The sequence below is a fragment of the Eubacterium sp. SB2 genome (assembly GCF_001244405.1).
Taxonomy (GTDB): Bacteria; Bacillota; Clostridia; order Lachnospirales; family Lachnospiraceae; genus Faecalicatena; species Faecalicatena contortus_B.
This window is the reverse complement of sequence record NZ_LN865153.1, coordinates 1,169,678-1,191,139: the sequence shown is the minus strand read 5'-3', so window position 1 is coordinate 1,191,139 and position 21,462 is coordinate 1,169,678. Positions and strand designations below refer to the sequence as shown.

Here is a 21,462-nt window from a genome sequence, read left to right as displayed (position 1 = left end):
TGCAGAGGGGTCTGACCTCCTTGCTCTCCTTGTTGAAAAGCGAAAAGCACGACCTTGGTCGTGCTTTTCGCTTTTGGTATGTCATTGAGAGGTTTTTCCTCGTTGCCATGCAGTTTGTATTATATACAAATCTGGGGAATGTCCTACAATGAGGATGTATATATTAATTGGAGTTTACCAGTGCAAGATTGTTCTTGGGGGAAACAACCGGCGCTGGCATAACTGCAATAGCAACCATATGTATGGTTTTGGTTATGCGGGTAAAGGATAAGGCTTATACTTTTATAAAAAGGCGCTTTCCTAGTATGAGGGAAACCGCCTTTGGTTACAATCCTATAAGTTGCTTACACTATACCACTTTACCGCGGTGATGTCAAGAGAGGGGGATTAAAAAGAATAGTTTTGTAAAAAATGATTGCACTCTGAAAATAATTAACAAATAAATATTGCAGTTTTTATAAAAAGTACGTTATACTCATTAAGCCTGATAAAAAAACAATATATATTAAACCAAAGATAAAGCTGTTTCTTCTATATAAATATGTTTCAATTTCAAGGAAAAGACATGGAATGTGAAATTAGCTTGGGATGTATTAAAAAAAATACAATAATTCCGAAAAACCTCTTGAAATATATGGATGAATCCGCTATACTAAGAGAGCTGTGGCATGATAGCTGTGAAGCGTGAGGTTGCTGCCGGGTGCGAAAGCATGATGGCAGGTTTTCCGTGGAGCGAATGTCAAGTTAGGAAACTGGCGACAAGTCACTGTACGAATCACAACTGATTACTGATTATCAAAGGATAAGAGGTATGAAACAACGTGTGAGTTTCTCACGACACACACGGGAGAGTGTACAGTCACCGCTTGTCGTACTGATGGAATAGTACGAAAAGGAGGCGACTTTTTTTATGGCAAGTCAAGTAATGAGAATCACATTGAAGGCATATGATCACCAGCTGGTTGATGCATCTGCAAAGAAAATCATCGAAACTGTAAAAAAGAACGGATCACAAGTGAGTGGACCAGTACCACTTCCTACTAAGAAGGAAGTCGTAACAATCTTAAGAGCTGTACACAAGTACAAAGACTCCAGAGAGCAGTTCGAGCAGAGAACTCATAAGAGACTCATCGATATCATCACACCGACACAGAAGACTGTGGACGCATTATCCAGACTGGAGATGCCGGCCGGTGTTTACATTGATATCAAAATGAAAAATAAGTAAGCAGTATTCCTAAAGTTTAGGATGAGCGCATAAGCGCTCCGCTGTAAATCACAGGAGGTAATTATAATGAAGAAAGCTATTTTAGCTACAAAAGTCGGAATGACTCAAATCTTCAACGAAGATGGAGTATTAACTCCGGTAACTGTACTTCAGGCTGGCCCATGTGTAGTAACACAGGTTAAGACAGCAGAGAACGACGGTTACAGTGCAATTCAGGTTGGTTTTGCCGACAAGAAAGAAAAGATTGTCACAAAAGACAAGAGCGGCAAGAAAGAAATTGCGCACAGAAACGGTGTTACAAAGGCTGAAAAAGGACACTTTGACAAAGCCGGCGTATCCGGGAAAAGATATGTAAAAGAATTCAGATTTGACAATGCTGAAGAATATACACTGGCTCAGGAAATCAAAGCCGACATCTTTGCAGCAGGAGACAAGATTGATGCTACTGCAGTTTCAAAAGGTAAAGGTTTCCAGGGTGCAATCAAGCGTCACAATCAGAGCAGAGGACCAATGACCCACGGTTCTAAGTTCCACCGTCACGCTGGTTCCAATGGTGCGGCATCTGATCCCAGCAAGGTATTCAAGGGCAAGAAGATGCCAGGTCAGATGGGTAACAAGAAAATTACAGTTCAGAATCTTGAAGTTGTCAGAGTTGACGCTGAAAACAATCTGCTTTTAGTAAAAGGCTCAGTTCCGGGACCAAAAAAATGCCTCGTGACAATCAAAGAAACTGTAAAGGCTAACTAGTCTGACTGACGAAGAAAGGAGGAACACACAGATGGCAAACGTATCTGTTTATAATATCGAAGGTAAAGAAGTTGGTACAATCGATTTGAACGATGCCGTATTTGGTGTTGATGTAAATGAACATCTTGTACACATGGCAGTTGTAAGCCAGCTTGCAAACAAACGCCAGGGAACGCAGAAAGCAAAGACACGCGCAGAAGTTTCCGGAGGCGGAAGAAAACCATGGAGACAAAAAGGAACAGGCCACGCAAGACAGGGCTCTACAAGAGCACCACAGTGGGCAGGCGGCGGGGTTGTATTCGCTCCGGTACCGAGAGACTACTCATTTAAGATGAACAAGAAGGAAAAGAGAGCTGCTCTCAAATCCGCTCTTACTTCCAGAGTAGAGGAAAACAAATTTATCGTAATCGACGAGCTGAATTTCGACGAGATCAAAACAAAGAAATTCCAGGAAGTTTTAAATAACCTGAAAGTGAACAAAGCACTGCTTGTTCTGGAAGACGGCAACAAGAACGTGGAGATTTCCGCAAGAAACATCAAAGACGTGAAGACGGCTCATACAAATACAATCAATGTATTTGATATCTTAAAATACAACACAGTAATCACTACGAAAGCTGCTGTTGCAACGATTGAGGAGGTGTATGCATAATGGCTAACATTCAATATTATGATGTAATCCTTAAACCAGTTGTTACTGAAAAAACAATGGAGCTGATGGCTGAAAAGAAATACACATTCCTTGTCCACACAGAGGCCAACAAGACTCAGGTCAAAGAAGCTGTTGAAAAAATGTTCAATGGAACAAAAGTAAAAAGCGTAAATACCATGAACCTTGACGGTAAGACGAAAAGACGTGGAATGACATACGGAAAGACAGCTAAGACAAAGAAAGCTATCGTTCAGCTTACAGAAGACAGCGCTGATATCGAGATTTTTGAGGGCCTGTAAGACCGGGCCGGGTTTGAGAGAACCCATTTAAGCGTACAATATACGGTGCAATTCCGTGAAACTAATAATCAGGCAAAACGAAAGGAGAGAAAGTAATGGGAATCAAAACATATAACCCATATACACCTTCCAGAAGACAGATGACTGGCTCTGATTTCTCTGAGATAACAAAGACAACTCCTGAGAAATCTCTGCTGGATTCCAAGAGCAGAAAAGCCGGCCGCAACAACCAGGGCAAAATTACAGTTCGTCACCGCGGCGGCGGAGCTAAGAAAAAATATAGAATTATCGATTTCAAGAGAAAGAAAGATGGGGTTCCGGCAACGGTTGTTGGAATCGAGTATGATCCGAACAGATCAGCAAACATCGCACTGATCTGCTATGCAGACGGTGAAAAAGCATACATCCTCGCTCCGGAAGGATTAAAGGATGGCATGAAAGTCATGAACGGACCAGAAGCAGAAGTAAGAGTAGGAAACTGCCTGCCTCTTTCTGAGATTCCGGTTGGTACTCAGATCCACAATATCGAATTATATCCTGGAAAAGGCGGACAGCTCGTTCGTTCAGCAGGAAACAGCGCACAGCTGATGGCGAAAGAAGGAAAATATGCAACATTAAGACTTCCGTCTGGCGAGATGAGAATGGTTCCAATCATTTGCAGAGCATCTGTTGGTGTCGTAGGAAACGGAGAGCACAACCTGATCAACGTAGGTAAAGCAGGCCGTACACGTCACATGGGTATCAGACCTACAGTACGTGGTTCCGTTATGAACCCGAACGACCATCCGCATGGTGGTGGTGAAGGTAAGACAGGTATCGGACGTCCAGGTCCATGTACACCTTGGGGCAAACCGGCACTCGGTCTTAAGACACGTAAGAAAAACAAAGCTTCTAACAAGTTGATTGTAAGAAGAAGAGATGGAAAAGCGATTAAATAATTCAGATTACAAGGAGGTTAGAACCTATGGCTCGCTCACTTAAAAAAGGACCATTTGCAGACGAAAGCTTACTGAAAAAAGTAGACGCTATGAACGCTGCAGGTGATAAATCAGTTGTTAAGACATGGTCACGTCGTTCTACAATCTTCCCGTCATTCGTTGGGCACACATTTGCTGTCCATGACGGAAGAAAACATGTGCCTGTATATGTTACAGAAGACATGGTAGGCCACAAGCTCGGAGAGTTTGTAGCAACCAGAACATACAGAGGACACGGCAAGGACGAGAAAAAGTCAAGAGTAAGATAAATCATAAGATATTCGAAAGGAGGGTTCATCCATGGCAAAAGGACATAGATCCCAAATCAAACGAGAAAGAAACGAGCAGAAAGATACAAGACCATCAGCTAAGATTTCTTACGCCAGAGTGTCAGTTCAGAAAGCTTGCTTTGTATTGGATGCCATCAGAGGTAAGGATGTACAGACAGCACTTGGTATTTTAGCTTACAACCCAAGATATGCTTCAAGTGTAATAGAAAAATTATTAAAATCAGCAATTGCAAATGCTGAGAACAACAACGGTATGAATGTTGAGAACCTTTATATAGAAGAGTGTTACGCAAACAAGGGACCAACAATGAAGAGAGTAAGACCAAGAGCACAGGGAAGAGCTTATAGGATCGAGAAGAGAATGAGCCACATTACAATCGTGCTTAATGAAAGATAATAAGGAGGGCAATAATGGGACAGAAAGTTAATCCTCATGGTTTAAGAGTCGGCGTTATCAAAGACTGGGATTCTAAATGGTATGCAGAAAAAGATTTCGCTGATAACCTGGTGGAAGACCATGAAATCAGAAAATTCCTTAAAAAGAAATTATTCAGCGCAGGTGTTTCAAGAATCGAGATCGAAAGAGCATCTGACCGTGTTAAAATCATTATCTATACAGCTAAGCCTGGCGTAGTAATCGGAAAAGGCGGTTCTGAGATTGAAAAAGTGAAAGCTGAATTAAAAAATTATACAAACAAGAAGCTGATCGTTGACATCAAAGAAATTAAGAGACCAGACAAAGATGCTCAGTTAGTAGCTGAGAATATTGCTCAGCAGCTTGAAAACCGTATCTCATTCAGACGTGCTATGAAATCCTGCATGTCAAGAACAATGAAGTCCGGAGCACTCGGTGTTAAGACATCTGTTTCAGGACGTCTCGGCGGCGCTGATATGGCTCGTACAGAGTTCTACAGCGAGGGAACCATTCCGCTTCAGACACTGAGAGCTGACATTGATTATGGATTCGCAGAAGCTGACACAACTTACGGAAAAGTCGGTGTAAAAGTTTGGATTTACAAAGGCGAAGTTCTTCCGACGAAAGCAGATAAGGAAGGGAGCGATAAATAATGTTAATGCCAAAAAGAGTGAAACGTCGTAAACAGTTCCGTGGCACCATGAAAGGAAAAGCCTTAAGAGGCAATACGATTTCTTATGGTGAATACGGTATCGTTGCAGCGGAGCCTTGCTGGATCCGTTCCAATCAGATAGAGGCAGCCCGTGTTGCTATGACACGTTATATCAAGCGTGGCGGTAAAGTCTGGATCAAGATCTTCCCGGACAAACCGGTAACAGCAAAACCAGCAGAAACTCGTATGGGTAAAGGAAAGGGAGCACTGGAGTACTGGGTAGCAGTAGTGAAACCAGGCCGTGTTATGTTTGAAATTGCAGGAGTACCTGAGGAAACAGCCAGAGAGGCACTTCGTCTTGCAATGCATAAGTTACCTTGCAAATGCAAAATCGTTTCTCGCGCAGACTTAGAAGGCGGTGATAACAGTGAAAATTAATACATTTGTACAAGAATTAAAAGGGAAATCTGTAGAAGAATTAAATGAAGAATTAGTAGCTGCTAAGAAGGAACTTTTTAATCTGAGGTTCCAGAATGCAACGAATCAATTAGATAATACAAGCAGAATTAAAGAAGTCAGAAAAAATATCGCCAGAATCCAGACGGTGATAACTGAAGCTTCTAAAGCTGAGTAGGAGGTCGCACTGTGGAAGAAAGAAATCTTAGAAAAACCCGTACAGGCAAGGTTGTTAGTGACAAAATGGACAAAACAATCGTTGTTGCAGTTGAAGACCACGTTAAGCATCCACTTTATAAGAAAATCATCAAAAAAACTTATAAATTGAAAGCTCATGATGAGAAGAATGAGTGCAACGTTGGAGATACAGTTAAGGTTATGGAAACAAGACCGCTGTCTAAAGATAAGAGATGGAGACTTGTGGAAGTCATGGAAAAGGCGAAATAATTATATCGCATATTTTGCAAGCATATTTAAAGGAGGTTTACCTGCATGATACAACAAGAAAGCAGACTTAAAGTAGCAGACAACACAGGCGCTAAAGAGTTACTGTGTATCCGTGTACTTGGCGGTTCTACAAGAAGATATGCCAATATCGGAGACGTGATCGTTGCGACTGTTAAAGATGCAACACCAGGCGGCGTTGTAAAAAAAGGTGACGTTGTAAAAGCTGTAGTTGTCCGTACTGTAAAAGGCGCTCGTCGTAAAGACGGTTCCTATATCAGATTCGATGAAAATGCTGCTGTTATTATAAAAGACGATTTGAACCCACGTGGAACACGTATTTTTGGACCAGTAGCCAGAGAGCTCAGAGACAAGAAGTTTATGAAGATTGTTTCTTTAGCTCCGGAAGTACTGTAGGGAGGTGCCGAGAATGTCAACTATGAAGATCAAAAAAGGCGACACTGTCAAAGTAATCGCTGGAAAAGATAAAGACAAAGAAGGCAAAGTAATTGCTGTTAATAAAAAAGATGGAAAAGTTCTGGTCGAAGGTGTCAACATGCTGACAAAGCACACAAAACCAAGCGCTGTGAATCAGAATGGCGGTATCATTCATCAGGAAGGACCGATTGATATTTCCAATGTGATGTATGTACACAAAGGAACAGTTACGAGAATCGGCTTTAAGATGGATGGGGACAAAAAGGTACGTGTTGCGAAATCAACGGGAGACGTAATTGACTAATTCAGGGAAGGAGGTCCAGAACTTTGAGTAGACTGAGAGAAACATATCAGAATGAGATCGTTGATGCAATGATCAAAAAATTTGGATATAAAAATATCATGGAAGTGCCGAAACTTGATAAAGTAGTTATCAACATGGGTGTCGGCGAAGCAAAAGAAAATGCAAAAGTATTGGAGTCAGCAGTCGCTGATCTTGAGAAGATTTCAGGACAGAAGGCAGTTCTTACAAAAGCTAAGAATTCTGTCGCAAACTTCAAGATCAGAGAAGGCATGGCAATCGGATGCAAAGTTACTTTAAGAGGGGAAAGAATGTATGAGTTTGTTGACCGTCTGATCAACCTTGCATTACCTCGTGTACGTGACTTCAGAGGGGTTAACCCGAATGCATTCGACGGAAGAGGCAACTACGCCCTTGGTATCAAGGAGCAGCTGATTTTCCCGGAAATCGAATACGATAAAGTAGATAAAGTCAGAGGTATGGATGTAATATTTGTTACAACAGCAAAATCTGACGAAGAAGCTCGTGAATTATTGACTCAGTTCAATATGCCATTCACTAAGTAAAGGAGGGAAATTCATGGCTAAGACATCAATGAAAATCAAACAGCAGCGCAAACCAAAATACTCTACAAGAGAGTACAGCCGCTGCAGAATCTGCGGACGTCCGCATGCATATTTGAGAAAATATGGAATCTGCCGTATTTGCTTCCGTGAACTGGCATATAAGGGACAAATCCCAGGCGTTAGAAAAGCAAGCTGGTAACTAACCAAAAAGAAATAAGGAGGTCAATAATCAATGACTATGAGTGATCCAATCGCAGATATGCTTACAAGAATCCGTAATGCTAATACTGCTAAACATGATACAGTTGATGTTCCTGCATCTAAGATGAAAACCGCGATTGCTGAGATTCTGTTGAACGAAGGTTATATTGCAAAGTATGACATCGTAGCCGATGGAAACTTCAACACGATCCACATCACATTAAAGTATGGTGCAGACAAGAACGAAAAAGTTATTTCAGGTCTGAAGAGAATCTCTAAACCGGGTCTTCGTGTTTACGCGAACAGCGCAGACATCCCGAAGGTGCTGGGCGGACTTGGAACAGCCATTATTTCTACAAATAAAGGCGTAATCACAGACAAAGATGCAAGAAAGCTCAATGTAGGCGGAGAGGTACTGTGCTTCGTTTGGTAGGTGCCGGACACTTTATATTCGTATGATAAGAATAGAGTGAAATGGCCGTTCTCTGGTATTTAAGAACAGAGAATTTAAGAGCAACTGAAAACAGAGAAGCCACACAGCAGCTTCTCCGAGAATTTAAGTTATAGGAGGTACGGTATGTCACGTATAGGAAGACTGCCAATCGCAATCCCGGCAGGTGTAACTGTTGATATTGCGGAGAATAACGTAGTGACCGTAACAGGTCCGAAGGGAACTCTGAAAAAAGAGCTTCCGGTTGAAATGGAAATTAAAAAAGAAGGCGAAGAAATTATCGTCACAAGACCAAGTGATTTAAAGAAGATGAAATCTTTACATGGTCTTACAAGAACACTGGTCAACAATATGGTTGTAGGTGTAACAGAAGGATATCAGAAAGTTCTGGAAGTCAACGGTGTTGGTTACAGAGCAGCTAAATCCGGAAATAAACTGACATTAAGCTTAGGATACTCTCATCCAGTTGAGATGATCGACCCGGAAGGTATCGAATCCGTTCTGGAAGGCCAGAACAAAATTACTGTAAAAGGTATCGATAAAGAAAAAGTAGGCCAATACGCAGCTGAAATCAGAGACAAGAGAAGACCTGAACCATACAAGGGCAAAGGTATCAAGTATGCTGATGAAGTGATCAGACGTAAAGTTGGTAAGACTGGTAAGAAATAATTAAGGAGAGTGTGAAAATGGTTGGTAAGAAATCAAGAAGCGAAGTTCGTAGAAAAAAACACATGAAATTACGTAACCGTTTCAGCGGTACAGCTGAGAGACCACGTTTAGCTGTGTTTAGAAGCAATAATCATATGTATGCTCAGATTATCGACGATACAGTTGGAAACACTCTGGTTGCGGCTTCCACTCTTCAGAAAGATGTGAAAGCGGAATTAGAAAAGACCAACAACGTTGATGCAGCAGCAAAGTTAGGAACAGTGATTGCCGAAAAAGCAAAAGAAAAAGGCATCACAGAGGTAGTCTTTGACAGAGGCGGCTTTATATATCAGGGTAAAGTGAAAGCACTGGCAGACGCAGCAAGAGAAGCTGGGCTGAATTTTTAGGAAGGGAGAACACATATGAAACAGGAACGTATTGATGCTAGTCAGATGGAATTAACAGAAAAAGTGGTATCAATCAAACGTGTTACCAAAGTTGTTAAAGGTGGTCGTAACTTCAGATTCACAGCTTTAGTAGTTGTTGGCGATGGGAAAGGCCATGTTGGTGCAGGTTTAGGAAAAGCTACTGAGATTCCGGAGGCAATCCGCAAAGGAAAAGAAGATGCAGCTAAGAAATTAATCAAAGTTGCTATGGATGATAATGACAGTGTAACACATGATGTGATCGGAAAATTCGGAAGCGCTTCCGTATTGCTGAAGAAAGCTCCGGATGGTACCGGTGTTATTGCCGGAGGTCCGGCCCGTGCCGTGATCGAGATGGCAGGAATCAAGAACATCCGTACAAAATCTTTAGGATCCAATAATAAGCAGAACGTAGTTCTTGCTACTATTGAGGGGCTCAAAGGAGTGAAGACTCCGGAAGAGGTTGCAAAACTTCGCGGCAAATCAGTAGAAGAGATCGTAGGCTAAAAAGATAGAGCTTTGCTCTATCGCATAAGAAGATAGAGTTTGATCTATTGCATAAGTGGATAGAGATTGCCCTGTCGTATAAGATGCGAGAGCGTGCTTTGTCGTATAGGAGGTAAATTATAATGGCAAACTTAAAAGTTACACTGGTAAAGTCTACAATCGGTGCTGTGCCAAAGCATAAAAAAACTGTTGAGGCTTTGGGACTCAGAAAACTCAACAAGACAGTCATCATGCCGGATAATGCAGCTACAAGAGGTATGGTACAGCAGGTTAGACACTTAGTGAAAGTTGAAGAAGAAGCATAAATAAAAAACGATAAGGAGGTAATATCATGGACTTATCAAACTTAAGACCAGCAGACGGTTCAAAGCAGAGTGATAATTTCAGAAGAGGCCGTGGACACGGTTCTGGTAATGGTAAGACGGCTGGTAAGGGCCACAAAGGTCAGAAAGCTCGTTCAGGAGCACCAAGACCAGGCTTTGAAGGCGGTCAGATGCCTTTATACAGAAGAATACCAAAGAGAGGTTTCACATGCAGAAACTCCAAAGAAATCATTGGTATTAACTTAAGCGCGTTAGAAGCATTTGAGGATGGCGCTACAGTTTCCGTAGAAACATTAATTGAGAGCGGTATCGTTAAAAATCCAAAAGACGGTGTAAAAATTCTTGGAAATGGAGAGTTAACTAAGAAGCTTACTGTTCAGGCAAATGCATTTAGTGCAAAAGCAGCTGAAAAAATAGAGGCCCTTGGTGGAAAAGCAGAGGTGATCTAATGCTAGAAACTGTACGAAGAGCATTTCAAATAGAAGACATCCGTAAAAGACTATTCTATACGTTTTTAATGCTGGTCGTTGTTAGACTTGGCTCCCAGCTGCCGACACCGGGTGTGGACCCAACCTATATACAGGAATTTTTTGCGAATCAGACCGGTGATGCATTCAATTTTTTTGATGCATTTACCGGCGGTTCCTTTACCCAGATGTCTGTGTTTGCACTCAGCATTACACCGTACATCACATCTTCCATCATTATGCAGCTCTTGACCATCGCGATTCCAAAGCTGGAAGAGATGCAGAAAGAGGGAGAAGACGGAAGAAAGAAAATTGCAGCGATTACCCGTTATGTCACAGTAGCTCTCGCTCTGATCGAATCTATCGCTATGGCGGTAGGGTTCGGGCGCCAGGGACTTCTTGTTGAGTATAATTTCGTAAATGCTGCTATTGTAGTATGTACACTTACCGCAGGTTCTGCATTCCTGATGTGGATCGGTGAGCGTATTACAGAAAAAGGTGTGGGAAATGGAATCTCCATTGTCCTGCTTATTAACATTGTTTCCCGTGTGCCGGATGATTTCGTCCAGCTGTACGAACAGTTTGTAAGGGGTAAAACCATTGCAAAAGGAGGTCTGGCAGCAATCATTATTCTTGCAGTGCTGCTGGTTGTCATCGTGTTTGTTATCATCCTTCAGGGTGGTGAGAGAAAGATTGCAGTACAGTATTCTCAGAAGGTACAGGGAAGAAAGACATATGGCGGACAGTCCACACACATCCCGTTAAAAGTAAATACTTCAGGTGTTATCCCGGTTATCTTTGCATCCTCACTGATGCAGTTCCCGATCGTAATCGCGTCTTTCCTTGGAAAGGGAGAAGGCACAGGAATCGGAAGCCAGATTCTGAAGGGAATGAATTCCAACAACTGGTGTAACCCGGGCAATTTAATCTATTCATGGGGTCTGATTGTATATATTGTGCTTACTATTTTCTTTGCTTATTTCTATACATCCATTACATTCAACCCGTTAGAGATAGCGAACAATATGAAAAAGAGCGGCGGCTTTATTCCGGGTATCCGTCCTGGCAAGCCAACCGTAGAGTACTTACAGAAGATATTGAATTATATCATCTTTATCGGTGCATGCGGGCTTGTGATCGTTCAGGTAATACCGTATTTCTTCAATGGTGTATTCAAGGCCAATGTTTCCTTCGGAGGAACATCCCTGATCATTATTGTGGGCGTTGTATTAGAGACGATCAAACAGATTGAAGCACAGATGCTTGTACGCAATTATTCAGGCTTTTTGAATAATAAGGGAAACTCTATGAAGAACAGTTTCCTCGGTTATTAATTCGCGTGAGCGCAACAAGCCGGATGTGCATGTCTGCATGTATATATGGCGGCTGTCCTCGGGGATTTCACTGAAACTACTTAGCTCGCCAAGTTTTGTCCTGAGACGGACGGAACCGGCGGGTTAATGTGCTATATGGATATATCACCGTTTGGGGACAGGGCGGTGATGAAAATATGGAGGAACATGTATATGAAGATTATTATGTTAGGGGCTCCCGGAGCAGGCAAGGGGACACAGGCTAAGAAGATCGCGGCAAAATATGGGATACCTCATATTTCTACCGGAGACATCTTCAGGGCGAACATCAAGAACGGCACGGAATTGGGACAGAAAGCAAAGACTTATATGGACCAGGGACTGCTTGTTCCGGATGAACTGGTTGTAGACCTGGTAGTGGACAGAGTGAATCAGGAAGACTGTACATCAGGATATGTGCTGGACGGATTCCCGAGAACAATTCCGCAGGCGGAAGCTTTAGACAAGGCTCTGGCGGGATTGGATCAGAAGGTGGATTATGCCATCAACGTAGAAGTGCCGGATGAGAATATCATCCGCCGTATGTCCGGAAGAAGGGCATGTGTAGACTGCGGCGCTACTTATCACATGGAATACGCACCGACCAAAGAGGAAGGCATCTGCGACAACTGCGGCGGGACGCTGATCCTGAGAGATGATGATAAGCCGGAGACAGTCCAGAAGCGTCTCGGTGTTTACCATGAGCAGACACAGCCGCTCATTGATTATTATACAACGGCCGGAATCCTCAAAGAGGTGGACGGAACCATCGATATTGAGGATGTATTTGCTGCCATCGTAAAAATCCTCGGAGAGTAATATGATATTAGAACCGGGAATGCTTGCAAAATCCAAAGCAGGCCGAGATAAAGGCTGTATATATGTCATAATTGATGTCAATGCTGAATATATATATCTGGCGGATGGGGCCAAAAGAACCGTCTGCCGGAGAAAGCGAAAGAATCCAAAGCATCTGCAGATTATAAAGAAGGCTGACAGTCCTTCCACTACAGATGATGAAACAATCAGAAGTGTTATAAACAGATATTCTCGTTTGGACACGAATGAGAATAGTAAAGTGCCAAACGTGCAGGAGGATTAAGTATGTCAAAAACTGACGTAATCGAAATTGAAGGAGTCGTAGTTGAAAAACTGCCAAACGCTATGTTTAAGGTAGAGCTGGAAAACGGCCATATTGTGCTGGCACATATCAGCGGAAAACTGCGTATGAATTTTATTAAGATTTTACCAGGTGACAAAGTGACGTTGGAAATGTCTCCATATGACCTGAGCAAGGGGAGAATTGTCTGGAGAGATAAGTAAAAAAGTATTGACTTTGCCTGGAAACTAGTGGTATACTATGAAGTGGCTGTTTTTGGATAGGTGTGCCCAAAAATAGTTGGAAGCGTATAGCCAGGCAAAGGATGGAAGGAGGATTTGACATGAAGGTTAGATCATCAGTAAAACCAATTTGTGAAAAATGTAAAATCATTAAAAGAAAAGGAAGCATCAGAGTAATCTGTGAGAATCCGAAGCACAAACAAAGACAGGGCTAATACTTAAAAAGTACAGACTGTTGGGATTTGTGAATTAATTAGGCGGCTGACAGCGCGACACACCAGGAAGTGTGTAGGGCTGTTTAATATACAGTAAGGATACACCACACTGCTGAATCTGCAGGTACCGAAGGGTTGGTGGTCTTTTGTATATTGCTTATAATACCCGGCGATCATTTACGGTGAAAATCCGTGTCGGGAAAGGGCGTACAGTAGTATCCCAAAGGGCATTCCGTAACTCATGCCCTGCGGGCGGATCTGCAGTAAACTGCGGAATAAAGTATGCCTGGATGTTTTCGGGAGAAGGAAGCACCTTTCCGGATGCCAGGAGACATCCCAGTTAGGGACAATATGAAAACAGATTTGAAATGGAGGAAAGACACATGGCTCGTATTGCAGGTGTAGACTTACCAAGAGACAAACGTGTAGAAATCGGCTTGACTTATATCTATGGAATCGGTAGAACAAGTGCCAGCCGTATCCTGACAGAGGCAGGAGTAAATCCTGATACCCGCGTCAGAGATCTGACAAGTGAAGAAGTAAAAAAAATCAGTGAAGTGATCGATGAGACTCAGACTGTAGAAGGTGATCTCAGAAGAGAGATCCAGCTGAACATCAAACGTCTGAAAGAAATTGGCTGTTACCGCGGAATCCGTCATAGGAAAGGCCTTCCGGTACGTGGACAGAAGACCAAGACGAATGCAAGAACATGCAAAGGTCCTAAGAGAACTGTAGCGAATAAGAAAAAATAATTAAGAATTCAAGAAAGTAGGTTAGTTTAAATGGCGAAGAAAGTTACCAAAAAAGTGACAAAGAAACGTGTCAAGAAAAACGTTGAACGAGGACAAGCACACATCCAGTCATCTTTTAATAATACAATCGTTACATTAACAGATGCACAGGGAAATGCTCTTTCATGGGCAAGTGCGGGCGGTCTGGGATTTAGAGGTTCAAGGAAATCTACTCCATATGCAGCTCAGATGGCAGCTGAGACAGCAGCAAAAGCAGCATTAGTACATGGTCTTAAAACGGTAGACGTTTTTGTAAAGGGTCCGGGATCAGGAAGAGAAGCAGCAATCCGTGCGCTTCAGGCATGCGGGATTGATGTAACAAGCATCAAAGACGTAACACCGGTACCGCACAACGGATGCCGCCCACCGAAACGCAGAAGAGTCTAGTATATATAGGAGGAAGCTAACATGGCAGTAAATAGAGTTCCAGTTCTTAAAAGATGCCGTTCATTAGGTATGGACCCGATCTATTTAGGAATCAATAAAAAGTCCAACAGACAGTTAAAAAGATCCAATAGAAAAATGAGTGAGTACGGCCTTCAGTTACGCGAGAAACAGAAAGCTAAGTTTATCTACGGCGTACTGGAGAAACCTTTCAGAAACTATTATGCAAAAGCAAAACAGATGGAAGGTATGACAGGTGAAAACCTGATGATTCTGCTTGAGTGCAGACTTGACAATGTAATGTTCCGTATGGGACTTGCAAGAACAAGAAGAGAAGCAAGACAGATTGTTGACCACAAGCATGTAATGGTAAACGGCAAACAGGTAAACATTCCATCTTACCTTGTAAAAGCCGGAGATACAATTGAAATCAAAGAAAAGCACAAAGGAAGCCAGAGATACAAAGATATCCTGGAAGTAACAGGAGGAAATATGATTCCTGACTGGCTGGAAGTAGATGCTGAGAACCTGAAAGCTACAGTAAAAGAACTTCCTGCACGTGAGGCGATTGATGTTCCTGTTGATGAGATGCTTATCGTCGAGTTATATTCTAAATAATCCTTGAGTATAGCATGATAGTGACATCCGTGCCGCTGAAATCCGGTGATACCGTTTTGGCGGCAGGATGTAGTTTGTCACACCAGGGCCTGTTTAAACGGCCCCTGCGTGACACAGGCATCGTACCCCTCAACATATTTAAACCCATAAGGAGGGTCTGTGTAGTGTTTGATTTTAATAAACCTAATATTGAGATTACCGAAATTTCAGAAGATAAAAAATATGGAAGATTCGTTGTCGAGCCTCTGGAACGTGGATACGGAACAACATTAGGCAATTCCCTGAGAAGAATTATGCTTTCATCCCTTCCGGGAGCAGCTATCAGTTCTGTTAAAATCGACGGAGTCCTGCACGAATTCAGTTCCATTCCGGGTGTAAAAGAAGATGTAACCGAGATTATCATGAATCTGAAATCACTGGCAATCAAGAATACATCAGAATCAGACGAAGTAAAGACCGCATATATCGAATTTGAAGGAGAAGGTGTTGTAACAGGCGCTGACATCCAGGCGGATTCTGATATCGAGATTATGAATCCTGACCAGGTCATTGCAACCTTAAGCGGCGGCAAGGACAGCAAGTTGTACATGGAACTTACCATTACAAAAGGAAGAGGATACGTAAGCGCAGACAAGAATAAGAATGAAGACTTACCGATTGGCGTTATTCCGATTGATTCCATATATACTCCGGTAGACCGTGTAAATCTCACAGTAGAGAATACGCGTGTCGGCCAGATTACGGACTATGACAAACTGACATTGGACGTATGGACTAAAGGAACACTGCTTCCGGACGAGGCTGTCAGCCTTGCTGCGAAAGTGCTCAGCGAGCATCTGAAGTTGTTTATCGACCTCTCAGAAGTTGCTCAGGCTGCGGAAGTCATGATCGAAAAAGAAGATGATGAAAAAGAGAAAGTACTGGAGATGAGCATTGATGAATTAGAACTTTCTGTACGTTCTTATAACTGTCTGAAGAGAGCCGGCATCAATACCGTCGAGGAACTTACCAACAAGACACCGGAAGATATGATGAAGGTGCGTAACCTTGGACGTAAGTCACTGGAAGAAGTGCTGGCCAAGCTGAAGGAATTAGACCTTGAGCTGAACCAGGGCGATGAATAGCCACCGCACCATATAGATTATTACTTGAATTATCCTGTCAGTAAGCCCGAAGAGCATGGCGGGAGCATTTGATTAATAAGCCCGAAGATGCATAACCAAATGTTTGAAAATGGAGGATTAAAACAATGGCAAAGTATAGAAAACTCGGCAGAACATCCAGCCAGAGAAAAGCCTTAATCAGAAACCAGGTAACAGCTCTGCTGAACAATGGCAGAATCATTACGACAGAAGCAAAAGCAAAAGAGATCCGCAAAGTAGCGGAGGGATTAATTGCTATGGCTGTCAGAGAAAAAGATAATTACGAAGAAGTGACCGTAAAAGCAAAGGTTGCACGTAAAGATAAAGACGGCAAGAGAGTAAAAGAAGTAGTAGACGGCAAAAAAGTTACCGTATATGATGAAGTTGACAAGAAGATCAAGAAAGATATGCCGAGCAGACTTCACGCAAGAAGAGAGATGCTGAAGGTTCTTTATCCTGTAAAGGAAGTTCCGGCAGCTGCTGCAGGTAAGAAGAGAAATACAAAAGAAGTTGATCTTCCGGAAAAACTGTTCTCAGAGATCGCTCCTAAGTATACAGACCGCAACGGCGGCTACACAAGAATCGTAAAGATTGGCCAGCGTAAAGGTGACGCAGCTATGGAAGTGCTGATTGAATTAGTATAATTCTGGAAAGAAAAGTTTATAGAGATATAAATTTTTGATAAATAATGATACGGTCCGGCGGCCGCGGAAAGCTTATTGAATGGTAATGCTTTCCGCAGCCGCCGGATTTTTGTCTTCAAAGTATGGATTGCCTCTATTTTTGTGCAATATCAACAATAAATGTTAAAAAAATAACGTTAAATATTTGACAAAAGCAATATTGACAATTATTTAACGATAGGTTAAACTAAGACCTGTAATTAAGAAAATTATTCTATTACGGGAGGAAAAATAGAAATGGCAAAGAAGGAAAAGGTCGTAGTACCTGAGATTGTAGACAGCGTGGAAACACTCGAAGCAAAAATGAAAGCTATGCGTGAAGCCCAGAAAGTATTTGCTGGTTTCACCCAGGAACAGGTAGATAAGATTTTTTACGAGGCAGCCATGGCTGCGAATAAGATGCGTATTCCACTCGCAAAGATGGCGGTAGAAGAGACACAGAGGGGAATCGTGGAAGATAAGGTTATCAAGAACCACTATGCAGCTGAGTACATTTACAATGCGTATAAAGACACAAAAACATGTGGTGTGATAGAGGAAGATGCGGCGTTTGGCATTAAAAAGATAGCAGAACCGATTGGTCTGGTAGCTGCGGTTATTCCGACTACAAACCCGACATCAACAGCGATCTTTAAAACACTGCTTTGTCTGAAGACCAGAAATGCAATCATCATCAGCCCCCATCCTGCTGCTAAAGCATGTACGATCGAGGCGGCAAAAGTTGTTCTGGACGCAGCCGTAAAGGCAGGCGCTCCGGAAGGCATTATCGGATGGATTGATGTACCGTCTCTGGAATTAACAAACACCGTTATGAAGGATGCAGACATCATTCTTGCAACCGGCGGACCGGGAATGGTGAAGGCTGCTTATTCATCAGGCAAGCCGGCTCTCGGCGTAGGACCTGGAAACACACCGGTAATTATTGACGAGACAGCAGATGTTAAGATGGCAGTAAACTCCATTATACATTCCAAGACATTCGACAACGGCATGATCTGCGCATCTGAGCAGTCTGTAACAGTTCTTGACAGCATTTATGAGGAAGTGAAAAAAGAATTTGCTTACCGTGGATGCTATTTCCTGAAAAAGGGAGCAGAGCTGGATAAAGTACGCAAGACAATCATTATCAACGGTGCACTGAACAGCAAGATTCCGGGCAAATCAGCATACGAAATTGCAAAAATGGCTGGAGTGGATGTTCCGGAAAACACAAAAATCTTGATAGGTGAAGTGGAATCAGTAGACATTTCCGAAGAGTTTGCACATGAAAAATTATCTCCTGTACTTGGTATGTATAAAGCAAAAACTTTTGATGAAGCGTTGGAAAAAGCAGCCCAGCTTGTAGCCGACGGCGGATACGGCCACACCGCTTCCCTGTATATCCATCCGGCACAGACAGAGAAAATAGCAAAACATGCAGCAGCCATGAAAACGTGCCGTGTTCTTATCAACACACCTTCTTCTCACGGCGGCATCGGCGACCTTTACAACTTCAAAATGGCTCCATCCCTCACACTGGGATGCGGCTCATGGGGCGGAAACTCCGTTTCTGAAAATGTAGGGGTAAAACACTTACTGAATGTTAAGACAGTGGCTGAGAGGAGAGAGAATATGCTTTGGTTCAGAACACCTGAAAAGGTTTACTTCAAAAAAGGCTGTATGCCGGTTGCACTGGATGAGCTGGGAACAATTATGCACAAGAAAAAAGCATTTATCGTTACCGACTCCTTCCTGTACAAAAATGGCTACGTAGCTCCGATCGAGGCAAAACTGGATGAAATGGGTATCCAGCATTCATGCTTCTACGAAGTGGCTCCGGACCCGACACTGCAGTGTGCTCAAAAAGGTGCAGACCAGATGAGAGCATTTGAGCCGGATACAATTATCGCACTTGGCGGCGGTTCTGCAATGGATGCAGCAAAGATCATGTGGGTAATGTACGAACATCCGGAAGCAAATTTTGAAGACATGGCAATGGACTTTATGGATATCCGCAAGAGAGTATACACATTCCCGAAAATGGGAGAGAAAGCTTATTTCGTAGCGATCCCGACCTCCTCAGGAACCGGTTCTGAGGTCACACCTTTTGCAATCATCACAGATGCAGAGACCGGTGTAAAATGGCCGCTGGCAGACTACGAACTGCTCCCGAATATGGCAATTGTAGATGTGGATAACATGATGACCCAGCCAAAGGGACTGACAAGCGCATCAGGTATCGACGTTATGACGCATGCAATCGAGGCATATGTATCTATCATGGCCACAGATTACACAGACGGCCTGGCGATGAAGGCTGTAAAGATGGTATTTGATAATCTTCCATCCGCATACGAGAACGGGGCAAACGACCCGCATGCACGCGAGATGATGGCAAATGCTTCCTGTCTGGCAGGTATGGCCTTTGCAAACGCATTCCTCGGACTGAACCACTCTATGGCACACAAGCTGGGTGCATTTCATCACCTTCCACACGGTGTTGCAAATGCAGTACTCCTGACAGAAGTTATGAAATACAATTCAGCAGAGGCTCCGACAAAGATGGGTACATTCTCACAGTATCAGTACCCGCATGCACTTGCAAGATATGCTGAACTGGGACGTTTTGCAGGCTGCACGGGCAAAGATGACCAGGAAGTATTCAATAACCTTGTTGCAAGATTAGAAGAGTTAAAAGAGACAATCGGCATCAAGAAAACGATCAAAGACTATGGCATAGATGAGAAATACTTCCTCGACACACTGGATGATATGGTAGAGCAGGCATTCAACGACCAGTGTACAGGCGCTAACCCAAGATATCCATTGATGAAGGAGATCAAAGAGATCTATCTGAAGTGTTACTACGGCAAATAAGTTTCGCAGTTATTCATTCACGGCCGCCGTGCCGTAAGGCGCAGCGGCAGCATAAAAATAATAAATATCCTTTTGAATATAAATTCATAAATTTTTTCTCACAAATAGGAGCGTGGCGCATGAGCGTCACGCTTTTAAATTCTGCAAAGGGGTCAGACCCCTTTGACTCTGATTGATATAAAATTAACAATAAAACCACACGGAAAAAGTTAGTTAAAAATTGCACAAAATTACTCGGGGGGTCTTACATTGTTAAAAAAGTTGATGTATAATAAAAACAACTTAAAAGAGCGGCATCAAAAACAGGAGGTATAGCTTATGAAACTGGAAGAAAAGAATTTAATCGTGGAACGTCCCTATAAGAAAGTTTACAAATGTGAAGATAGTGTCGTAAAAGTATTCGAATCTGCGCATCCAAAATCAGCAGTATTCAACGAGGCGCTAAATACTGCCAGAGTAGAAGAGACAGGACTGGATATCCCAAAGGTAAAAGAGGTAACACAGATAGACGGTAAATGGGCGCTTGCCATCGAATACAAAGCAGGAAAGACATTGGAAGACATGATGGAAGCAGACAGCAGCAACCTGGAAAAATATATGGAGGACTTTGTAGACCTGCAGCTGACGGTACATGCCAAGACCGCACCGCTGCTAAACAAGCTGAAAGATAAACTGTCCCGTCAGATTAACGGTCTGAAAGACTTAGATGCCACAACAAGATACGAGCTGCTCACAAGGCTGGAGAGCATGCCAAAACACAACAAAGTCTGCCACGGCGATTTCAATCCAAGCAATGTAATCGTAGGAAAGAACGGCAAGATGACAGTCGTAGACTGGGCGCACGCAACCCAGGGCAACGCCAGTGCAGATGCAGCCATGACCTATCTGCTGTTCGCACTAAAAGACCAGAATGCAGCAGACCTGTATATGAAACTGTTCTGCAAAAAGAGCGATACAGCAAAACAATACGTACAGCAGTGGCTGCCAATCGTAGCAGCGGCACAGCTCACAAAAGATAACGAACTAGAAAAAGAATTCCTAATGAAATGGATTGATGTGATTGATTATCAGTAGGGGAGATTTGGGGAGGGGACGCTAAGAGGAAGGTGAGACTGTTTCCCCCGCCGGGGCAGTGCATGCCGTTTCAAACTCCTGCCCACTTGCGGAGAATCCGTAAGAGAAAAAACAGGGAACAGGAAGGGACTTGCCGCAGTTGGCCCGAATGCCGATGCATTCGCGCCGCCGGCGGCAACAGAATTTGTTTTGGTAAAACAAATTCTGCCCTTCCTGTTCCCTGTTTTTTCTCTAACGGATTCTAACCGCGCGTTCTATGGAGTCTTGAAACGGCATGCACTGCCCCGGCGGGGGAAACAGTCTCACCTTCCTCTTAGCTGGGCGCATCCGCCGGTAATTAAAACCTTCCTACTGGGGGAGGTCTCTGGACGATGACAGTGGATGGCCGTAACTTTGCTCGGGGCGGAAGGGAGAGTGTGTGTACACAAAGAATCTCAACAAGACATCCCTACCGCATATCCAGCCCAATCCGCTGCCACCGCCAGCGTTCTCCCACATTCGATCTTACCTGCCGTTTTG

General features: G+C 43.1%; 33 protein-coding genes. All 33 read left to right on the top strand.

Annotated features, from left to right (window positions below; translation table 11 throughout):
- Window positions 1-910: 910 nt before the first annotated feature.
- The 33 genes from rpsJ to BN1938_RS17530 all read left to right on the top strand — a co-directional run bounded on the left by rpsJ (window position 911) and on the right by BN1938_RS17530 (window position 20,943).
- Window positions 911-1,228, top strand: coding sequence for a 30S ribosomal protein S10 (gene rpsJ, locus BN1938_RS17695; protein WP_004607300.1), 318 nt, complete (start codon window positions 911-913; stop codon window positions 1,226-1,228).
- Between the two features lie 66 nt (window positions 1,229-1,294).
- Complete coding sequence (gene rplC / locus BN1938_RS17690) at window positions 1,295-1,975, top strand: 50S ribosomal protein L3 (RefSeq protein ID WP_025654661.1); 681 nt, start codon at window positions 1,295-1,297, stop codon at window positions 1,973-1,975.
- Between the two features lie 31 nt (window positions 1,976-2,006).
- Window positions 2,007-2,627, top strand: a complete 621-nt coding sequence (rplD, locus tag BN1938_RS17685) for a 50S ribosomal protein L4 (protein ID WP_050641820.1) — start codon at window positions 2,007-2,009, stop codon at window positions 2,625-2,627.
- Window positions 2,627-2,926, top strand: coding sequence for a 50S ribosomal protein L23 (gene rplW, locus BN1938_RS17680; protein ID WP_025654663.1), 300 nt, complete (start codon window positions 2,627-2,629; stop codon window positions 2,924-2,926). Before rplD ends, rplW begins: the two co-directional genes overlap by 1 nt.
- Window positions 2,927-3,021: 95 nt before the next feature.
- A complete protein-coding gene (rplB, locus tag BN1938_RS17675; protein WP_050641819.1) occupies window positions 3,022-3,864 on the top strand; it encodes a 50S ribosomal protein L2 in 843 nt (280 codons plus the stop codon).
- A 26-nt stretch (window positions 3,865-3,890) separates the two neighbouring features.
- A complete protein-coding gene (gene rpsS / locus BN1938_RS17670) occupies window positions 3,891-4,172 on the top strand; it encodes a 30S ribosomal protein S19 (protein ID WP_025654665.1) in 282 nt (93 codons plus the stop codon).
- A 31-nt stretch (window positions 4,173-4,203) separates the two neighbouring features.
- The gene (gene rplV, locus BN1938_RS17665; RefSeq protein ID WP_025654666.1) at window positions 4,204-4,590 is read left to right on the top strand and encodes a 50S ribosomal protein L22; all 387 of its coding nucleotides are present in this window, start codon (window positions 4,204-4,206) and stop codon (window positions 4,588-4,590) included.
- Window positions 4,591-4,604: 14 nt separating this feature from the next.
- Window positions 4,605-5,261 (top strand): 30S ribosomal protein S3, encoded by a 657-nt coding sequence (rpsC, locus tag BN1938_RS17660; protein ID WP_050641818.1) that lies wholly within the window; start codon window positions 4,605-4,607, stop codon window positions 5,259-5,261.
- On the top strand, window positions 5,261-5,698 hold the full coding sequence (gene rplP, locus BN1938_RS17655; RefSeq protein WP_025654668.1) for a 50S ribosomal protein L16: 438 nt from the start codon (window positions 5,261-5,263) through the stop codon (window positions 5,696-5,698). The genes rpsC and rplP overlap by 1 nt, the downstream gene beginning before the upstream one ends.
- Window positions 5,688-5,894, top strand: a complete 207-nt coding sequence (rpmC, locus tag BN1938_RS17650; protein WP_025654669.1) for a 50S ribosomal protein L29 — start codon at window positions 5,688-5,690, stop codon at window positions 5,892-5,894. Before rplP ends, rpmC begins: the two co-directional genes overlap by 11 nt.
- 11 nt (window positions 5,895-5,905) lie before the next feature.
- Window positions 5,906-6,163: a 30S ribosomal protein S17 gene (gene rpsQ / locus BN1938_RS17645; RefSeq protein WP_025654670.1), complete on the top strand. Its 258-nt coding sequence runs from the start codon at window positions 5,906-5,908 to the stop codon at window positions 6,161-6,163.
- Window positions 6,164-6,208: 45 nt separating this feature from the next.
- Window positions 6,209-6,577 carry a 50S ribosomal protein L14 gene (gene rplN / locus BN1938_RS17640; RefSeq protein ID WP_025654671.1) on the top strand — a complete coding sequence of 123 codons (369 nt, stop codon included), beginning with the start codon at window positions 6,209-6,211 and terminating at the stop codon, window positions 6,575-6,577.
- Between the two features lie 13 nt (window positions 6,578-6,590).
- Window positions 6,591-6,902, top strand: coding sequence for a 50S ribosomal protein L24 (rplX, locus tag BN1938_RS17635; RefSeq protein ID WP_050641817.1), 312 nt, complete (start codon window positions 6,591-6,593; stop codon window positions 6,900-6,902).
- 23 nt (window positions 6,903-6,925) lie between these two features.
- Window positions 6,926-7,465 (top strand): 50S ribosomal protein L5, encoded by a 540-nt coding sequence (gene rplE / locus BN1938_RS17630; protein ID WP_025654673.1) that lies wholly within the window; start codon window positions 6,926-6,928, stop codon window positions 7,463-7,465.
- A 13-nt stretch (window positions 7,466-7,478) separates the two neighbouring features.
- Entirely contained in the window at window positions 7,479-7,664 is a 186-nt protein-coding gene (locus tag BN1938_RS17625; protein ID WP_025654674.1) for a type Z 30S ribosomal protein S14, read from the top strand.
- Window positions 7,665-7,697: 33 nt separating this feature from the next.
- Complete coding sequence (gene rpsH, locus BN1938_RS17620) at window positions 7,698-8,099, top strand: 30S ribosomal protein S8 (protein WP_025654675.1); 402 nt, start codon at window positions 7,698-7,700, stop codon at window positions 8,097-8,099.
- A 144-nt stretch (window positions 8,100-8,243) separates the two neighbouring features.
- Window positions 8,244-8,786, top strand: coding sequence for a 50S ribosomal protein L6 (gene rplF, locus BN1938_RS17615; protein WP_025654676.1), 543 nt, complete (start codon window positions 8,244-8,246; stop codon window positions 8,784-8,786).
- A 17-nt stretch (window positions 8,787-8,803) separates the two neighbouring features.
- On the top strand, window positions 8,804-9,172 hold the full coding sequence (gene rplR, locus BN1938_RS17610; RefSeq protein WP_050641816.1) for a 50S ribosomal protein L18: 369 nt from the start codon (window positions 8,804-8,806) through the stop codon (window positions 9,170-9,172).
- Between the two features lie 15 nt (window positions 9,173-9,187).
- Window positions 9,188-9,697: a 30S ribosomal protein S5 gene (rpsE, locus tag BN1938_RS17605; protein WP_025654678.1), complete on the top strand. Its 510-nt coding sequence runs from the start codon at window positions 9,188-9,190 to the stop codon at window positions 9,695-9,697.
- Between the two features lie 122 nt (window positions 9,698-9,819).
- Window positions 9,820-10,002 carry a 50S ribosomal protein L30 gene (gene rpmD, locus BN1938_RS17600; RefSeq protein ID WP_025654679.1) on the top strand — a complete coding sequence of 61 codons (183 nt, stop codon included), beginning with the start codon at window positions 9,820-9,822 and terminating at the stop codon, window positions 10,000-10,002.
- A 26-nt stretch (window positions 10,003-10,028) separates the two neighbouring features.
- A complete protein-coding gene (rplO, locus tag BN1938_RS17595; protein ID WP_009001876.1) occupies window positions 10,029-10,469 on the top strand; it encodes a 50S ribosomal protein L15 in 441 nt (146 codons plus the stop codon).
- Window positions 10,469-11,821, top strand: coding sequence for a preprotein translocase subunit SecY (gene secY / locus BN1938_RS17590; RefSeq protein ID WP_050641815.1), 1,353 nt, complete (start codon window positions 10,469-10,471; stop codon window positions 11,819-11,821). The genes rplO and secY overlap by 1 nt, the downstream gene beginning before the upstream one ends.
- A gap of 192 nt (window positions 11,822-12,013) precedes the next feature.
- On the top strand, window positions 12,014-12,658 hold the full coding sequence (locus BN1938_RS17585; protein ID WP_050641814.1) for an adenylate kinase: 645 nt from the start codon (window positions 12,014-12,016) through the stop codon (window positions 12,656-12,658).
- Between the two features lies 1 nt (window position 12,659).
- On the top strand, window positions 12,660-12,941 hold the full coding sequence (locus tag BN1938_RS17580) for a KOW domain-containing RNA-binding protein (protein ID WP_050641813.1): 282 nt from the start codon (window positions 12,660-12,662) through the stop codon (window positions 12,939-12,941).
- A gap of 2 nt (window positions 12,942-12,943) precedes the next feature.
- The gene (infA, locus tag BN1938_RS17575; protein ID WP_005613024.1) at window positions 12,944-13,162 is read left to right on the top strand and encodes a translation initiation factor IF-1; all 219 of its coding nucleotides are present in this window, start codon (window positions 12,944-12,946) and stop codon (window positions 13,160-13,162) included.
- Window positions 13,163-13,281: 119 nt separating this feature from the next.
- On the top strand, window positions 13,282-13,395 hold the full coding sequence (gene rpmJ, locus BN1938_RS17570) for a 50S ribosomal protein L36 (RefSeq protein ID WP_003497809.1): 114 nt from the start codon (window positions 13,282-13,284) through the stop codon (window positions 13,393-13,395).
- A 383-nt stretch (window positions 13,396-13,778) separates the two neighbouring features.
- Window positions 13,779-14,147, top strand: a complete 369-nt coding sequence (gene rpsM, locus BN1938_RS17560; RefSeq protein WP_050641811.1) for a 30S ribosomal protein S13 — start codon at window positions 13,779-13,781, stop codon at window positions 14,145-14,147.
- A 30-nt stretch (window positions 14,148-14,177) separates the two neighbouring features.
- Window positions 14,178-14,573, top strand: a complete 396-nt coding sequence (gene rpsK, locus BN1938_RS17555; protein ID WP_009001882.1) for a 30S ribosomal protein S11 — start codon at window positions 14,178-14,180, stop codon at window positions 14,571-14,573.
- A gap of 21 nt (window positions 14,574-14,594) precedes the next feature.
- Window positions 14,595-15,188, top strand: a complete 594-nt coding sequence (gene rpsD / locus BN1938_RS17550; RefSeq protein ID WP_050641810.1) for a 30S ribosomal protein S4 — start codon at window positions 14,595-14,597, stop codon at window positions 15,186-15,188.
- Window positions 15,189-15,352: 164 nt separating this feature from the next.
- A complete protein-coding gene (locus BN1938_RS17545; protein ID WP_050641809.1) occupies window positions 15,353-16,312 on the top strand; it encodes a DNA-directed RNA polymerase subunit alpha in 960 nt (319 codons plus the stop codon).
- Between the two features lie 125 nt (window positions 16,313-16,437).
- Window positions 16,438-16,974: a bL17 family ribosomal protein gene (locus tag BN1938_RS17540; protein ID WP_025654686.1), complete on the top strand. Its 537-nt coding sequence runs from the start codon at window positions 16,438-16,440 to the stop codon at window positions 16,972-16,974.
- Window positions 16,975-17,250: 276 nt separating this feature from the next.
- Window positions 17,251-19,869: a bifunctional acetaldehyde-CoA/alcohol dehydrogenase gene (gene adhE, locus BN1938_RS17535; protein WP_050641808.1), complete on the top strand. Its 2,619-nt coding sequence runs from the start codon at window positions 17,251-17,253 to the stop codon at window positions 19,867-19,869.
- A gap of 318 nt (window positions 19,870-20,187) precedes the next feature.
- Complete coding sequence (locus BN1938_RS17530; protein ID WP_050641807.1) at window positions 20,188-20,943, top strand: aminoglycoside phosphotransferase family protein; 756 nt, start codon at window positions 20,188-20,190, stop codon at window positions 20,941-20,943.
- The last annotated feature ends 519 nt before the right edge of the window (window positions 20,944-21,462 follow it).

Excerpts from the sequence above, each read along its gene's own strand:
- rpsH (WP_025654675.1), top strand. The coding sequence starts at position 7,698 with ATGACTATGAGTGATCCAATCGCAGATATGCTTACAAGAATCCGTAAT.
- BN1938_RS17580 (WP_050641813.1), top strand. The coding sequence starts at position 12,660 with ATGATATTAGAACCGGGAATGCTTGCAAAATCCAAAGCAGGCCGAGAT.
- rplF (WP_025654676.1), top strand. The coding sequence starts at position 8,244 with ATGTCACGTATAGGAAGACTGCCAATCGCAATCCCGGCAGGTGTAACT.
- rpsJ (WP_004607300.1), top strand. The coding sequence starts at position 911 with ATGGCAAGTCAAGTAATGAGAATCACATTGAAGGCATATGATCACCAG.
- rpsD (WP_050641810.1), top strand. The coding sequence starts at position 14,595 with ATGGCAGTAAATAGAGTTCCAGTTCTTAAAAGATGCCGTTCATTAGGT.
- rpsE (WP_025654678.1), top strand. The coding sequence starts at position 9,188 with ATGAAACAGGAACGTATTGATGCTAGTCAGATGGAATTAACAGAAAAA.
- rplV (WP_025654666.1), top strand. The coding sequence starts at position 4,204 with ATGGCAAAAGGACATAGATCCCAAATCAAACGAGAAAGAAACGAGCAG.
- rplP (WP_025654668.1), top strand. The coding sequence starts at position 5,261 with ATGTTAATGCCAAAAAGAGTGAAACGTCGTAAACAGTTCCGTGGCACC.
- rpsK (WP_009001882.1), top strand. The coding sequence starts at position 14,178 with ATGGCGAAGAAAGTTACCAAAAAAGTGACAAAGAAACGTGTCAAGAAA.
- rplN (WP_025654671.1), top strand. The coding sequence starts at position 6,209 with ATGATACAACAAGAAAGCAGACTTAAAGTAGCAGACAACACAGGCGCT.
- BN1938_RS17540 (WP_025654686.1), top strand. The coding sequence starts at position 16,438 with ATGGCAAAGTATAGAAAACTCGGCAGAACATCCAGCCAGAGAAAAGCC.
- rpmJ (WP_003497809.1), top strand. The coding sequence starts at position 13,282 with ATGAAGGTTAGATCATCAGTAAAACCAATTTGTGAAAAATGTAAAATC.
- infA (WP_005613024.1), top strand. The coding sequence starts at position 12,944 with ATGTCAAAAACTGACGTAATCGAAATTGAAGGAGTCGTAGTTGAAAAA.
- rplX (WP_050641817.1), top strand. The coding sequence starts at position 6,591 with ATGTCAACTATGAAGATCAAAAAAGGCGACACTGTCAAAGTAATCGCT.
- adhE (WP_050641808.1), top strand. The coding sequence starts at position 17,251 with ATGGCAAAGAAGGAAAAGGTCGTAGTACCTGAGATTGTAGACAGCGTG.
- rplC (WP_025654661.1), top strand. The coding sequence starts at position 1,295 with ATGAAGAAAGCTATTTTAGCTACAAAAGTCGGAATGACTCAAATCTTC.
- rplW (WP_025654663.1), top strand. The coding sequence starts at position 2,627 with ATGGCTAACATTCAATATTATGATGTAATCCTTAAACCAGTTGTTACT.
- rpmD (WP_025654679.1), top strand. The coding sequence starts at position 9,820 with ATGGCAAACTTAAAAGTTACACTGGTAAAGTCTACAATCGGTGCTGTG.
- secY (WP_050641815.1), top strand. The coding sequence starts at position 10,469 with ATGCTAGAAACTGTACGAAGAGCATTTCAAATAGAAGACATCCGTAAA.
- rplD (WP_050641820.1), top strand. The coding sequence starts at position 2,007 with ATGGCAAACGTATCTGTTTATAATATCGAAGGTAAAGAAGTTGGTACA.
- rpsM (WP_050641811.1), top strand. The coding sequence starts at position 13,779 with ATGGCTCGTATTGCAGGTGTAGACTTACCAAGAGACAAACGTGTAGAA.
- rplR (WP_050641816.1), top strand. The coding sequence starts at position 8,804 with ATGGTTGGTAAGAAATCAAGAAGCGAAGTTCGTAGAAAAAAACACATG.
- rpsC (WP_050641818.1), top strand. The coding sequence starts at position 4,605 with ATGGGACAGAAAGTTAATCCTCATGGTTTAAGAGTCGGCGTTATCAAA.
- rplB (WP_050641819.1), top strand. The coding sequence starts at position 3,022 with ATGGGAATCAAAACATATAACCCATATACACCTTCCAGAAGACAGATG.
- BN1938_RS17585 (WP_050641814.1), top strand. The coding sequence starts at position 12,014 with ATGAAGATTATTATGTTAGGGGCTCCCGGAGCAGGCAAGGGGACACAG.
- BN1938_RS17530 (WP_050641807.1), top strand. The coding sequence starts at position 20,188 with ATGAAACTGGAAGAAAAGAATTTAATCGTGGAACGTCCCTATAAGAAA.
- rpsS (WP_025654665.1), top strand. The coding sequence starts at position 3,891 with ATGGCTCGCTCACTTAAAAAAGGACCATTTGCAGACGAAAGCTTACTG.
- BN1938_RS17625 (WP_025654674.1), top strand. The coding sequence starts at position 7,479 with ATGGCTAAGACATCAATGAAAATCAAACAGCAGCGCAAACCAAAATAC.
- rplO (WP_009001876.1), top strand. The coding sequence starts at position 10,029 with ATGGACTTATCAAACTTAAGACCAGCAGACGGTTCAAAGCAGAGTGAT.